The organism is Streptomyces sp. NPDC031064, assembly GCF_055570965.1.
In genome coordinates this window covers 472,748-486,155 of sequence record NZ_JBVIGF010000005.1, presented here as the reverse complement: position 1 = coordinate 486,155, position 13,408 = coordinate 472,748, and the positions used below count along the sequence as shown (strand labels likewise).

General features: G+C 70.9%; 12 protein-coding genes and 2 pseudogenes. 9 read left to right on the top strand and 5 right to left on the bottom strand.

Annotated features, from left to right (window positions below):
• The first annotated feature begins 15 nt into the window (after positions 1-15).
• On the top strand, positions 16-1,638 hold the full coding sequence (groL, locus tag ACZ46W_RS21060; protein ID WP_468339606.1) for a chaperonin GroEL: 1,623 nt from the start codon (positions 16-18) through the stop codon (positions 1,636-1,638).
• Positions 1,639-1,735: 97 nt separating this feature from the next.
• Positions 1,736-2,182, top strand: a complete 447-nt coding sequence (locus ACZ46W_RS21055) for an SRPBCC family protein (RefSeq protein WP_468339604.1) — start codon at positions 1,736-1,738, stop codon at positions 2,180-2,182.
• A 24-nt stretch (positions 2,183-2,206) separates the two neighbouring features.
• Here the strand turns inward: ACZ46W_RS21055 and ACZ46W_RS21050 are convergent, their stop codons facing one another.
• Both ACZ46W_RS21050 and ACZ46W_RS21045 read right to left on the bottom strand, forming a co-directional pair.
• Entirely contained in the window at positions 2,207-2,449 is a 243-nt protein-coding gene (locus ACZ46W_RS21050; protein ID WP_468339602.1) for a DUF397 domain-containing protein, read from the bottom strand.
• Positions 2,430-3,272 (bottom strand): helix-turn-helix domain-containing protein, encoded by an 843-nt coding sequence (locus ACZ46W_RS21045; protein ID WP_468339600.1) that lies wholly within the window; start codon positions 3,270-3,272, stop codon positions 2,430-2,432. The genes ACZ46W_RS21050 and ACZ46W_RS21045 overlap by 20 nt, the downstream gene beginning before the upstream one ends.
• A gap of 115 nt (positions 3,273-3,387) precedes the next feature.
• Between ACZ46W_RS21045 and ACZ46W_RS21040 the strand changes: the two genes are divergently transcribed.
• From ACZ46W_RS21040 to ACZ46W_RS21010, 7 genes and pseudogenes are all read left to right on the top strand, one after another.
• Positions 3,388-3,585 (top strand): hypothetical protein, encoded by a 198-nt coding sequence (locus ACZ46W_RS21040; RefSeq protein WP_468339598.1) that lies wholly within the window; start codon positions 3,388-3,390, stop codon positions 3,583-3,585.
• On the top strand, positions 3,582-3,785 hold the full coding sequence (locus tag ACZ46W_RS21035) for a hypothetical protein (RefSeq protein ID WP_468339596.1): 204 nt from the start codon (positions 3,582-3,584) through the stop codon (positions 3,783-3,785). Before ACZ46W_RS21040 ends, ACZ46W_RS21035 begins: the two co-directional genes overlap by 4 nt.
• A gap of 89 nt (positions 3,786-3,874) precedes the next feature.
• Positions 3,875-4,171: pseudogene (locus ACZ46W_RS21030) on the top strand (Uma2 family endonuclease); the annotation flags it as partial.
• 76 nt (positions 4,172-4,247) lie between these two features.
• Positions 4,248-5,653 (top strand): annotated as a pseudogene (locus tag ACZ46W_RS21025) (ABC transporter permease).
• Between the two features lie 31 nt (positions 5,654-5,684).
• Positions 5,685-6,377, top strand: coding sequence for an ABC transporter ATP-binding protein (locus ACZ46W_RS21020; RefSeq protein WP_468339594.1), 693 nt, complete (start codon positions 5,685-5,687; stop codon positions 6,375-6,377).
• A gap of 65 nt (positions 6,378-6,442) precedes the next feature.
• On the top strand, positions 6,443-6,787 hold the full coding sequence (locus ACZ46W_RS21015; protein WP_468339592.1) for a trypco2 family protein: 345 nt from the start codon (positions 6,443-6,445) through the stop codon (positions 6,785-6,787).
• Positions 6,788-6,802: 15 nt separating this feature from the next.
• Positions 6,803-9,988, top strand: coding sequence for a tetratricopeptide repeat protein (locus ACZ46W_RS21010; protein WP_468339590.1), 3,186 nt, complete (start codon positions 6,803-6,805; stop codon positions 9,986-9,988).
• Here the strand turns inward: ACZ46W_RS21010 and ACZ46W_RS21005 are convergent.
• The 3 genes from ACZ46W_RS21005 to ACZ46W_RS20995 form a co-directional block, all read right to left on the bottom strand.
• Positions 9,981-11,363 (bottom strand): PTS transporter subunit EIIC, encoded by a 1,383-nt coding sequence (locus ACZ46W_RS21005; RefSeq protein ID WP_468339588.1) that lies wholly within the window; start codon positions 11,361-11,363, stop codon positions 9,981-9,983. The two genes, ACZ46W_RS21010 and ACZ46W_RS21005, sit on opposite strands and share 8 nt — an antisense overlap.
• A gap of 168 nt (positions 11,364-11,531) precedes the next feature.
• A complete protein-coding gene (gene murQ, locus ACZ46W_RS21000) occupies positions 11,532-12,437 on the bottom strand; it encodes an N-acetylmuramic acid 6-phosphate etherase (RefSeq protein WP_468339586.1) in 906 nt (301 codons plus the stop codon).
• Positions 12,438-12,459: 22 nt separating this feature from the next.
• A complete protein-coding gene (locus tag ACZ46W_RS20995; RefSeq protein ID WP_468339584.1) occupies positions 12,460-13,401 on the bottom strand; it encodes a MurR/RpiR family transcriptional regulator in 942 nt (313 codons plus the stop codon).
• Between the last annotated feature and the right edge of the window lie 7 nt (positions 13,402-13,408).

Below are 13,408 nucleotides of genomic sequence, written 5' to 3'. Positions count from 1 at the left end.
GGAGGACCACTTCACATGGCCAAGATCATCGCGTTCGACGAGGAGGCACGGCGCGGCCTCGAGCGCGGCATGAACCAGCTCGCCGACGCCGTCAAGGTGACCCTGGGCCCCAAGGGTCGCAACGTCGTCCTCGAGAAGAAGTGGGGCGCCCCCACGATCACCAACGATGGTGTCTCCATCGCCAAGGAGATCGAGCTCGAGGACCCGTACGAGAAGATCGGCGCCGAGCTGGTCAAGGAAGTCGCCAAGAAGACGGACGACGTCGCCGGTGACGGTACGACCACCGCGACCGTCCTCGCCCAGGCGCTCGTCCGCGAGGGTCTGCGCAACGTCGCCGCCGGTGCCAACCCGATGGCCCTGAAGCGCGGCATCGAGACCGCCGTCGAGGCCGTCTCCGGCGCGCTGCTGGAGCAGGCGAAGGATGTCGAGACCAAGGAGCAGATCGCTTCCACGGCCTCCATCTCCGCCGCCGACACCCAGATCGGTGAGCTCATCGCCGAGGCCATGGACAAGGTCGGCAAGGAAGGCGTCATCACCGTCGAGGAGTCCCAGACCTTCGGTCTGGAGCTGGAGCTCACCGAGGGTATGCGCTTCGACAAGGGCTACATCTCGGCGTACTTCGCCACCGACATGGAGCGTATGGAGGCGTCGCTCGACGACCCGTACATCCTGATCGTCAACTCCAAGATCTCCGCGGTGAAGGACCTGCTCCCGCTGCTGGAGAAGGTCATGCAGTCCGGCAAGCCGCTGCTGATCATCGCCGAGGACGTCGAGGGCGAGGCCCTGTCGACCCTGGTCGTCAACAAGATCCGCGGCACGTTCAAGTCCGTCGCCGTCAAGGCCCCGGGCTTCGGCGACCGCCGCAAGGCCATGCTGAACGACATCGCCATCCTCACCGGTGGCCAGGTCATCTCCGAGGAGGTCGGCCTCAAGCTGGAGAACGCCGGCCTGGACCTGCTGGGCCGCGCCCGCAAGGTCGTCATCACCAAGGACGAGACCACCATCGTCGACGGTGCCGGTGACAGCGAGCAGGTCGCTGGTCGCGTCAACCAGATCCGCGCCGAGATCGAGAACTCCGACTCGGACTACGACCGCGAGAAGCTCCAGGAGCGCCTGGCGAAGCTGGCCGGCGGCGTGGCCGTCATCAAGGCCGGTGCCGCCACCGAGGTCGAGCTCAAGGAGCGCAAGCACCGCATCGAGGACGCGGTGCGCAACGCCAAGGCCGCCGTCGAGGAGGGCATCGTCGCCGGTGGTGGCGTGGCCCTGCTCCAGGCGTCCAGCGTCTTCGAGAAGCTGGAGCTCGACGGTGACGAGGCGACCGGCGCCAACATCGTCAAGCTGGCGCTGGAGGCCCCGCTGAAGCAGATCGCCGTCAACGGTGGTCTCGAGGGCGGCGTCATCGTCGAGAAGGTGCGCAACCTGCCCGTCGGCCACGGCCTGAACGCCGCGACCGGTGAGTACGTCGACATGATCGCCGAGGGCATCATCGACCCCGCCAAGGTGACCCGCTCTGCCCTGCAGAACGCGTCCTCCATCGCGGCGCTGTTCCTCACCACCGAGGCCGTCATCGCCGACAAGCCGGAGAAGGCCGCGGCCGGTGCTCCGGGCGGCATGCCGGGCGGTGACATGGACTTCTGATCCTCGCGGATCGGACACGTCCTTTCGTTCCGAGGGCGGTACCCCTTCTCCCAGGGGGTGCCGCCCTCGGGCGTTCTCCGCGTTCTACGCTGGTCTCATGGCCGTCGACGTCCTGACCGAGACCGTGATCGACGCCCCGTGCGACCTCGTCGCCGCGTACGCCGCCGATCCCTCGACCGCGCCCGAGTGGTACACGAACATCGTGTCGGTGGAGTGGGAGACCGAGTCGGAGGTCCGCGTCGGCGCTCGGGCCGCGTTCGTCGCCCGCTTCCTCGGGCGCCGGCTCGTCTACACGTACGAGATCGTCGAGTACGAGCCCGGGCGGAAGCTCGTGATGCGGGCGGATCAGGGCCCGTTCCCCATGGAGACCACGTACACCTGGGAGCCGTACGGGGTCGAGGGCGACCGCACGCGCATGACGCTACGGAACCGTGGCGGGGGCGGCAGCCGCCTCGCCGCCATGGCGGTACGGCGCGCCAACCGCAAGGACCTCGCCATGCTGCGGCACCTGCTGGAGACGCGGTACGGCCCCGGGGCCGTGTGAGCCTCGGGGCCGTGCGCGCTGCTCTTATCGCTTGAGGCCCGCTACGAACGCGGACCAGGCGGCGGCCCGGAACACGAGCTTGGGGCCGGTGGGGTTCTTGGAGTCACGGACGGGGACGATGTCGGGGTGGCCGTCGGCGACTTCGAGGCAGTCGCCGCCGCTGGCGCCGCTGTAGGTGGACTTGCGCCACGTCGCGACTTCGAGGCAGTCGCCGCCGTCGCCGCCGCTGTAGCTCGACTTGCGCCAGTCAATGATCTCGATCTTCATGGGCGTAATCCTCCGCCACTGATTCGATCAGGGCCAGGGATTCTTGGGGTGACAGTGCGCTGGCCCCGAGCAGATCGTAAGTCAGTTCGTACCGACTGACGGTGGCGGGGTCGTCCTGCAACTGTCCCGTGTTGAGCCCTTGCAGGTAGGCCAGCGGCGGTGCGTCGTCGAAGGCCATCAACTTGAGCGAGCCGTTCAGTGCGGAGTGCGCCCCCGCCCTGAACGGCAGCACCTGCACGATCACCCGATGGGAACGGCCCAACCCGGCGATGTGTTGCAGCGCCCCGGACATCACTCCCGGGCCGCCGACCGTCCGTCGCAGTACCGCCTCGTCCAGGACCGCCCAGAACAGTGGCTTCGTCGGGTCGTCCAGGATGTGCGCGCGGGCCAGCCTCGCCTCGACCAGGCCGTCGATGACGTCGTCCGTCGCCGTGGGCTGGTACGCCCGGAAGATCTCCCGCGCGTACGGCTCCGTCTGCAACACGCCCGGGATCAGCAGCGGCGCGTACTCCTTGATCGCCGTGGCGACCGCTTCCGCCTCCGCCGCCTCGGCGAAGTGATCCGGGTACCTCGACTTGTTGGCGGCCTTGCAGTTCCGCTGGAAGAAACCATTCGTGCCCAGTATGTCGTCGATCTTGGCCGCGATCTCGGGCTGCATCCGTCGTGTGCCCGACTCCAATTGGCCGATGAACGAGCCGCTCACGAAGAGCTTCTCGCCCAGTGCTTCCTGGCTCAGACGGGCATTTTCGCGGGCATGGCGCAGCTCGGCGCCAAGAAGTGCCCTGGGTGAGGAAGACGGGTCGAGATCCTTTGGACCGGGCATGTGTCAACTCCCGTTAGCACAGATGGGGTTGTTGGGCCGCCTTTGTGTTCAGACTAGCCGCCAATCGACCACGCTGTGTACAGAACCCGAACACTCAGCGTGGAGGTGCCTGGTCATGGGGATGCTGTCGGCCGAGCAAGTGGTGGCGCAACTGCGGGACGAGCTCCGCAGGGTGGGCGTGATCCTGCCGTCCCTGCGGGTCGACCCGGTGTCGGCCGCGAACGAAGTGCCGTACTCGCTGGTGGAGCTCGGCCGGTGCAACGTGGACACGGCCATGCGGCTGGTCGACGTGCTGCGCGGGGCCGGCCGATGAGCGCGCCCGAGTACATGATCGACTCCCGGGACGGGCGGGTCGGTGAGGTCATGGGGCACGTCGGCGGGTACGTACAACTGCGCCCGCCGGGCGGCGGCCGGGAGTGGGACTGCCCGCCCGAGGCGCTGACCCCCGCCCCGCCGGGCGAGGTTCTTCGGGCGCGCGTTCGGGAGTTGAACAGACAGGCTCGCCTGCCGTGAGAGTGCCGGGTTCGTGCGCTGCTCACACGATCGTGGGACGCTGAGAAAGGCGGCGCTTCCCCGGCGTCCCGTCGATCTACATTCGCCTTGATCCCGTCGACGCCTCCGAGGCCCTGCTGATCGTCGAGATCACCTCCAAGAACAACGCCACCGACGACCGGACCAGGAAGTACCACGCCTATGCGCGTGCCTTGGTCCCGATGTACCTGCTCATCGACCGGTACGACACCCGTGGCGCGATGGTCACCCTGTTCACGGAGCCGCAGGACGGCACGTACAAGCACTCCGACCGGGTGCCGTTCGGGAAGGTGCTCACCCTGCCCGAGCCGTTCGGGGTCGCGCTGGACACGGCGGCGTTCCCGGGCGGCGCGGCGGCCGACGCGTAGCGTCCGTACCCCGTTCTCATGTGACTCTCACCGGCGCCTTAACCCCCCATCACGCCGCCTCCATAGCTTTCGCGGCATGTTCTTCACCTATCTCCGGCGCGAGTTGCGCCGACGGCGGAAGGCGGCGTTCGTCGTCGCCTCGGGGCTGGCCCTCGGTATCGCGCTGGTCATCGTGGTCACCTCGGTCACGGCCGGGATGAAGCAGGCCCAGGACAAGGTTCTGGAGTCGCTGTACGGGCTGGGGACCGACATGACGGTCACCAAGGCCGCCTCACCGCCCGGGGAGGGCGACACCGTGCGGCGCCCGAGGTTCCGGTTCGACGCCGAGGACGACGGCGGCGGCGAGCAGAGCCAGGACGTCGTCATGGTCCAGGGGTTCGAGACGCTCGCGGCCTCGACCGTCGCGAAGGTCGGCGCGCAGGACGGCGTCGCGGAGGCCGTCGGCGGGCTGAACGCCCGGGTGATGAAGGTCGACGGGAAGTTCGAGCGCGGCCAGGCGCAGCCGGGCAAGCGGGTCCAGGGCGGCGGGGCGGACTTCGGGGTCGACTCGTACACCGTGTACGGGACCGACGTCGCCCACCAGGGTCTCGGGCCGCTGACGTCGTCGAAGATCACGGCCGGGCGTACGTTCACGGCCGCCGAGACCGCCGCGAAGGTGGCCGTCGTCGACAGCGCGTACGCCAAGGAGCAGGGGCTGTCCGTCGGGGAGAAGCTCACCATCTCCGGTACGGCGTACGGCGTCATCGGCATCGCGACCGCCGACAGCGGCGACGCCGCCGCCAACGTCTACCTGCCGCTCGCCGAGGCGCAGACCCTCGCCGACGCCAGGGGCAAGGTGACGACGGTCTACGTCCGGGCGACCGATTCGCAGCGGATCGAGGACGTCAAGGGTGCTGTCCTGAAGAACGTTCCGGGGACGACCGTCACCACGTCCGCCGATCTCGCCGACACCGTCTCCGGGTCCCTGTCGACCGCTTCCGGCCTGGCGGCGGGCGTGGGCAAGTGGCTGTCGATCGTGGTGCTGGTCGCGGCGTTCGTGGTGGCGGGGCTGCTGACGTCGTCGGCGGTGAGCCGGCGGGTGCGGAGTTCGGCACCCTCAAGGCGCTGGGGTGGAAGAGCGGGCGCGTCACCCGCCAGGTGGCCGGTGAGGCGCTGGTGCACGGGCTGATCGGCGGGGCGCTGGGGATCGGCGTGGGGCTGGCCGGGGCGTGGGCCATCACGGCGTTCAGCCCGACGCTCACGGCCGAACTGGGCGGGGGAGCGGGCGGCGGCCAGCGGCTCGTCGGCCCGGGTGGCGGGGGCGGGCCGGTGCGGGAGGTGGCGGGCCGCGCCCTGGACATCGCGCTCACCGCGCCCGTCTCGCTCACCACCATCGCCCTCGCCGTGGGCCTCGCCGTCGCGGGCGGGCTCGTCGCGGGCGGGTTCGGCGGCTGGCGCGCGGCGCGGCTGCGGCCGGCGGACGCACTGCGCCGCGTTGAGTAAACCCTTCTCGTACGACTGGAGTTGACAGCAGATGTACCAGCTCAGTGGCGTCACCAAGCGCTACCGGCGCGGCAAGGACACCGTGCGGGCCCTGGACGGAGTGGACCTGATCATCGAGGACGGCGGGCGGCTGGTCATCCAGGGCCCGACCGGCGGCGGCAAGTCGACGCTGCTCCAGATGCTCGGCGGCCTGGACCGGCCGACGGAGGGCAGTGTCGTGCTGGACGGCACCGACCTGGCCACGCTGCCCGAGGCGCGGCTGACGCGCGTACGGGCGGAGAAGATCGGGTTCGTGTTCCAGGGGTTCAACCTGGTGCCGACGCTCACCGCCCAGGAGAACGTGGAGACCGCCCTCGTACCGCTGGGGCTGAGGGCGGCGGAGCGGCGGGAGCGGGCGGGGCAGGCGCTGGTGTCGGTGGGGCTCGGGGAGCGGCGGGGCCATCTGCCGGGCGAGCTGTCGGGCGGGCAGCAGCAGCGGGTGGCGATCGCGCGGGCGCTGGTGAAGCGGCCGGCGGTGCTGCTGGCGGACGAGCCGACCGGCAACCTGGACGAGTCGACGCGCGACGAGATCATGGACCTGCTGGAGGGGCTGTGGGAGGAGAACGGGCTGACGTTCGTCATGGTCACCCACGACACCGCCCTGGCCCGGCGCGCGCCCCGGCTCGCCGTGATCCGCAAGGGCCGGGTGACGATCAAGGAGCAGGCGGTGGGGAAGGCGCCCTAACTGTTGCCGCACGGGCCTTTCCCTGAGGCAGGATGGGGGGCAACGGCGAAGGGGGAGGCGCGTCGATGGCCGATGGCATCGAGTTGACCGAGGCGGTACGGGTACTGCGGGACGAACTGTCCGTCGCTGCGGTGGCGGCGCAGGGTGAGCGGATCCGGTTCGAAGTCGAGGACATCACGCTGGAGTTCGAGGTCGAACTCCGGCGGGATGCCAAGGCGAAGGCGGGCTTCAAGGCGTGGGTCGTCTCTGGTGACCTGGAGGGCAGCGCGGGCCGGCGGCGGACCCAGCGCGTCTCCCTCACCTTGAGGGCCAAGGACGTGGCGACGGGCGCATCCGTGCGCATCGGCAACGAGAGGGAAGCGGACCTGAGCGCCTTTTCCGCGGGTACGGGTCGGCCGGTACACGGATAACGCGGGAGGCCTGTCGTGATCCTGTCGCAGCGGCGTATCGCCCTGGTGCACGCAGGGGCGCGGGGCAGCGGGTTTCTGCTGACCGGTCGGCTGGTGCTGACGGCCGCCCATGTCCTCAAGGAGGGAGCGCCGCCGAGGGTCGTTGTGCCCGGAGGGACGGGACTCCAGCGCTGTGAGGTGATCTGGTCACGCGACGACGACCGGTGCGACGCCGCTCTACTTCTCGCCGACGCCGACCTGGTCGACGAGGAGACCGCGGCTGCCTTCTCCGCCGTGGTGTGGGGCCGGGTGACAACGCTGGACCACCGCGCGGACTGCCAGGCCATCGGGTACCCGGATGCCGCATGGGTCGGTGACCGACCTGACACGGAGCAGCTTGTCGGCACGCTCAAACCGGGTAGTGCCGTGATCCGCGGGCGGTACGTCCTGGACAACATCCACGGCGCTCCGGCTCCCGGGGACGGCCCCTCGCCCTGGAGCGGCATGTCGGGAGCCGCCCTGTTCGTGGACGGGGTGCTAGTAGGTGTCGCCTGCGGAGACCCGATCGCCTGGGCCCACGGGCGGGTGGAGGCGGTGCCCGCGCACGTACTGATTGATGACGCGGAGTTCGCGGCTGCCCTGCGGCGATGCACGGGGCGCCCTCCGGTGGTGGCGACGATCGCGGGGGCGGCAGGGACCGGCGGCCGAGAGGAGGATCGCCTCGTCGAGGGTGGCCTCGGCAGGGGCGACGTGTTCCAGTGGGGCGGCGTGGACGCCGCAGACCCGGCCGGTTTCGGCGTCCACCGGCCCTTCGAGGCCTCCGGGCTGCCAGACCACATCGACTACGTACCCCGGGACAGTGACCAGGAGCTCGACGCCAGGATCAGCAGGCTTGCCAGTACCGGGGGGATGCTGCTGTTGACCGGTGACTCAGCGGCGGGCAAGACGCGGGCGCTGCTCGAAGCCATGCGGCGCAACCTCGGTGGGTGGTCGGTGTGCCACCCCGACCCGGATGCGCCGCTGACCGGCCTCGTGGACTCGGTGGCACGGCAGCCTGGCGGCCGTGTCCTGTGGCTGGACGACCTGCAGATGTACCTGCGCCCCGACGGACTCACGCCACGGCTGCTCCAAGAGCTCACCGAGCTGGGATGCGTCGTCCTGAGCACGATGCGCTCGGAGTTCTACCGGCCGCTGGTGAGGACCCGCTCCGAGCGGCAGGGGGCCGCCGACGTCGGGACCCAGCACAGTGCCGCCCGTGTCGTTCGGGCCGGTAGTCATTTGGTCCTCCAGCGCACCTGGACCGAGCCGGAACGCGAGCGCGCGCGGAAAGCGGTCGCCGACCCCCGCATGGCTGAAGCCCTCGCCGCCGACGCCGTGCACGGCGTGGCCGAGTACCTGGCGGCTGGTCCTCAGACCTGGAACCTCTGGAAGGAGGCCGCGCAGGCGAATGCCAACCCGCGCGGCGCCGCGCTTGTGGCTGCGGCCGTGGACCTCGCGAGGACCGGGCTGCGCAGTGCCGTGGAGAAGAGCGTTCTGGAGCATCTGCACGGGCGCTACCTCGACGCGCTCGGCGGCGCGGCCTTGCGCCCCGAACCACTGGAGGAGGCCTGGGAATGGGCCACCGAGGTGCTGCTCGGCGTGACCAGCCCGCTGATCCCCGCCCGGGACGGTCGGTGGCGACCCTTCGACTACCTTGTCTCCGCCACGGCGCGCACCTCCTCCATCGAGGAACTGCCCGAGGAGGTCTGGCGGGTGGCCGTGACCATGGCAGGGGACGCGGACTGGGACATCATGTCGCTGGCGGCGCAGGCGGCCGACCGCGTCGAGGTGGCCATCGGTCTACTGGTGCCTCGGGCCGAGGCGGGGAACGTGGACGCGATGGTCAACCTCGGCGTCGCGCTGCTACGCGACGAGAAGCGTGTGGAAGCGGAACGCTGGTGGGTTGAGGCGGCCCGGCGCGGTGACGGAATGGCGGCACACAACGTCGGTTGCCTGAAGGTCCACAGCGGCGACCTGACGGACGCCCGTAACTGGTTTCTCCGCGCAGTGGAGCAGGGAACGACGAACTCCTTCGCAGCGCTGGGCCGTGTTGCCGAGCTGATGGGTAACGAGCGGGAAGCGGCTGAATGGTGGCGAAAGGGCAGCGAGCGCGGAGACGCCGCGAGCGCCCTCAGCTATTCGGACGTCCTGCGCCGGGACTGGAACCACGCCGAGTCCCTCGACGCGCTGCGTGTGGCCGCTGAGGCGGGGCTGCCCTTTGCTGCTCTCTCGTACGCGGGTGTGCTGCTGTGCCGGGACGAGGTACAGCAGGCGAACGCGTTCCTCGGACGTGCCTATGCCGGTGCGCGCAAGGACGCCATGCTGATGGGCGACGCGACCGGTATGGCAATCGCCTCCGTAGTGTCGATGGCACTCGGCAACCTGGACGCCGGGCGCGAATGGGAGCGCAGGGCAACGGACGCCGGAAGTCCCGTGCACTGGACCGTGTTCGAACGGAAGGGGACCGAGCCCGGGTTGCGGGCCGTGGCGGTGGACCGGGGAATCGTGGAAAGGCTGGGCGAGAGCGGGGTCCGCGCGCTGATGGCGCACCTGTGGGCCGGGGACTGCATGGACTGCGGCCACCCGCTGGGAGAGGGCGTCCCGGCACTGTGCGTCGACGAGACCGCACCCCAACTCACCTATGCGAAGCTCTTCCACTTCGGTATGTGCCGCTTCCCGAGGTGGAACGACTCGGGCCTGGTGAGCATCATCTCGGGAAGCGGTGCCTCGTGGTGGACAGAAGCGCTGCTGGTTGGGGACCGGCCGGAGGACCAGCACGTCGTCATGGTGGTGAACCCGTCCGCCGAAATGCTGCGTCTCGAACCCGACGACAGCGGTTCCCAGGGGTGGCGCGTGGCCGGGCCCGTGACCGCTGGGGCAGACGCCGTGCTCAAGCCGATCAACGCACCCGGGGTGATGGACGCGCGTGGCCGTCTCGCTGTCGAGACGCGAGGCGCGCCAAGGGCCGGGCGGCTCGTGGGCGACGGGTTGGTCGTCCGACTCGGCATGGACGGTTGGGCGGTCGGCCTCACGCGGCAGTTCGAGCAGTGCCTGCGAAGGCGCGGTGGGTTCCTCCTCGTGGTGACGTCCGGACTCGGGCCGCCACCCCGTGACCGGGCCGACATCGACGCGGCTCTGGAGGCCGACGGCACGAGAGCGGGATGGATCTCCCTGGTCATGTGAGCACGTGCTTGTCGAGGCCGAAGAGGTACGTGGCGGCGAACCCGGCCACGTACCCGGTCAGCAGCCCGCCCGCGTAGACGGCGACGGTGGTGAAGGCGAGACCCTGGTCGCCGGCGAGGAGCGGGAACAGGGCCCAGCCGGAGGGGCCGATCGCCGTCGAACCGACGGTGGTGCCGAGCATGTTGAACAGTCCGACGAACCCGCCGCCGAACGCCCCGCCGACGCAGGCGGTGATGAACGGGCGGCCGAGGGGCAGTGAGACGCCGTAGATGAGCGGTTCTCCGACGCCGAGGAGCCCGGCGGGCAGTGCGGACTTGATGGTGCGGCGGAGGTCGGTGTGGTGGCGGAGGCGTACGTACACGGCTGCCGCCGCGCCGACCTGGCCCGCGCCCGCCATCGCGAGGATGGGGAGGAGGACGGTGTGGCCCTGCTGCTCGATCAGGGTGGTGTGGATCGGGATCAGGGCCTGGTGCAGGCCGAGCATGACGAGGGGGAGGAAGAGCCCGCCCAGGACGAAGCCGGCCACCGCTCCGGCGTGGGCGAGGAGCCAGTCGGCGGCGGTGCCGATGGCGGCGGACACCTCACCGGCGACGTACATCAGTCCGTAGACGGTGACCAGGCCGGCGACGAGGACGGTGAGGGTGGGCGTGACGAGGACGTCGAGGGCCTCGGGGACGCGGCGGCGGCACCACTTCTCGATGTGGACGGCGAGCACGGCGGCGGCGAGGGCGCCGAGGACGCCGCCCTGGCCGGGGGAGAGCTGCTGGCCGAAGGCCTCGACCTTGGCGACGCCCGCGTACACGACGATCGCGGCGACGGCTCCGCCGAGGATGGGGGTGCCGCCGAACTCCTTGGCCGTGTTGAGGCCCACGAACACGGCGATCAGCGCCATGAAGCCGGAGGCGATGGCGGCGAGGGCGGGCGTGAGGGCGGGCAGCCAGTGGAGGTTGACGAGCAGTCCGTTGAGTCCCGCGATGACGCCGCAGCCGATGAGGGCGGGGATGAGGGGGACGAAGATGTTCGCGACGCGGCGGAGGAGGAGCTTGGCGGGGGTGGCGTTCCTGGCCTTCTGGGCGGCCTTGATGGCTTCGCCTCTGGTGCTGACTCGGGTGTCCGCGAGGAGGGCCTCGAAGGCGGGCGTCACGCGGGCGACGGTGCCGGGGCCGAGGACGATCTGGTAGGTCTCGTCGTCCTCGACGACGCCGAGGACGGCGGGGTGGGCCCGCAGCGCCTCGTCCTGGACGAGGGCGCGGTCGCGGAGGCCGAGGCGGAGGCGGGTCATGCAGTGGGCGACGGAGGTGACGTTGTCGGCGCCGCCGACGAGGGGGAGGAGGGCGGAGGCGGTCGTACCGGGGTCGCGTGCGGGTGCGGTCATGCGCGGATGCTGCCAGGGGGCGGCGGGTTGTACGGCGGCTGCGCGCCGGTGGGTGGGTTGTGCCCACCCGTTCCTCCCCCTAGGACTACGTCACTGGGGGGACCCCCATGCGGAACGACTGCCCACAACCCACCGGCGGTGGTCGGCGGGACGACTGCGCACAACCCGTCAGCGCGCGTCGAGCGCCGCCCTCAGGTGGCCGTTCGTCTTCGTCAGGAGCGCGGTCGCCGTCTCCGGGGCCACGCCCGCCAGGAGCGTGAGGATCGCCGGTTTGACCTCGCCGTCCGTGGCGGTGAGGGCGGCCTCGATGTCGGTGTCGGACGCGCCCGTGGCGAGGGCGACGATGCGGTGGGAGCGGGCGCGGAGTTTGTCGTTGGAGGCGCGGACGTCGACCATGAGGTTTCCGTACGTCTTGCCCAGCCGGATCATCGTGATCGTCGAGATCATGTTGAGGACCAGCTTCTGGGCGGTGCCCGCCTTGAGGCGGGTGGAGCCGGTGAGGAGCTCGGGGCCGACGACGACCTCGATGCCGTGCTCGGCGGCGGCCGCGAGGGCGCTGCCCGCGTTGCAGGAGAGACCGATCGTCAGGGCGCCCCGGGCGCGGGCGTGTTCGACGGCGCCGAGGGCGTAGGGGGTGCGGCCGGACGCGGAGATGCCGACGACCGTGTCGGCGGCGGTGAGGGACAGGGCGTCCAGGTCGGCGGCCGCCAGGTCCTTGGAGTCCTCGGCGCCCTCGACCGCCTCCAGCATGGCCGTGGGGCCGCCCGCGATGAGGCCGACGACCTGGCCGGGCGTGGTGTTGAAGGTGGGCGGGCACTCGCTGGCGTCCAGGATGCCGAGCCGTCCGGCCGTGCCCGCGCCCGCGTAGACGAGGCGGCCGCCGCGTGCCATCCGGTCGGCGGTGGCGTCGATCGCGGCGGCGATCCGGGGGAGCTGGCCGGCGACGGCGACGGGGACGGACTGGTCCTCGGCGTTCATGAGGCGGGCGATCTCGGCGGTGGGGAGGCGGTCGATGTCCGCGAGTTCGGGGCGGAACGCTTCCGTGGTGAGGGCGGACAGCTCGGCAGGGTTCATGCGGGCGTGCTCTTTCGGCCGGTCAGCGGGTGCGGGGTGAGTGGCGGTGCGCGAGGGCCTCGTACGACGCGGAGAGGGCGGGGGCGGCCGTTTCGTACGTGCGCTGCGTGACGCCGGTGAACAGGCAGTCGACGACGAGGAGTTGGCTGGTGCGGGAGGACATGGCGGCGGGGCGCAGTTCGCTCTCGCGGGCCGTGGAGGTGGTGAGTATGTGGTCGGCGTACTGGGAGACGGGGCCGTCGGGGCGGCCGGTGATGGCGACGGTGGTCGCGCCGTGGTCGAAGGCGACGCGGAGGGGTTCTATGACGTCGCCGGTGGAGCCCGAGTGGGTGATGGCGATGGCGACGTCGCCGGAGCGGAGCTGGACGGCGTTGGTGACGGCGAGGTGCGGGTCGCTGTGGGCGTGGGCGATCAGGCCGATGCGCAGCAGCTTCTGGGCGAGGTCCTGGGCGACGAGCCCGGAGGCGCCGACGCCGTAGATGTCGGTGCGGCGGGCGGCGGCCAGGGCGGTGACGGCGGCGCCGAGCTGGACGGTGTCGAGTCCGGCGGCGGTGTCGGCGAGGGTCTGCTGCTCGTCGTGGGCGAGCTTGGCGACGACGTCCGCGAGCGGGTCGTCGACCGCGATGTCGGCGGTGACGGAGGGCGCCCGGCCGGACTGCTGCTGGGCGGCGAGCCCGGCGAGGGCGAGGCGCAGGTCGCGGTAGCCGGGGTAGCCGAGGAGGCGGGCGGTGCGCACGACGGTCGCCTCGCTGGTGCCGGTCAGTTCGGCGAGGCCGGTGACGGTGAGGGCGGCGCAGCCGGCGGGGTCGCCGGCGACGGCTTCGGCGACGCGCTGCATGGAGCGGGTCATGGACGGTGCGAGGGTGCGCACCTTGGCGGCCAGGGCGGCGGGGGCGGGGGCGGCCTCCCCGCCGGGTCTGCCGCTGCCTCTACTGCTGAAAATTTCCTTCACGTCATTGGTCACACCTGAA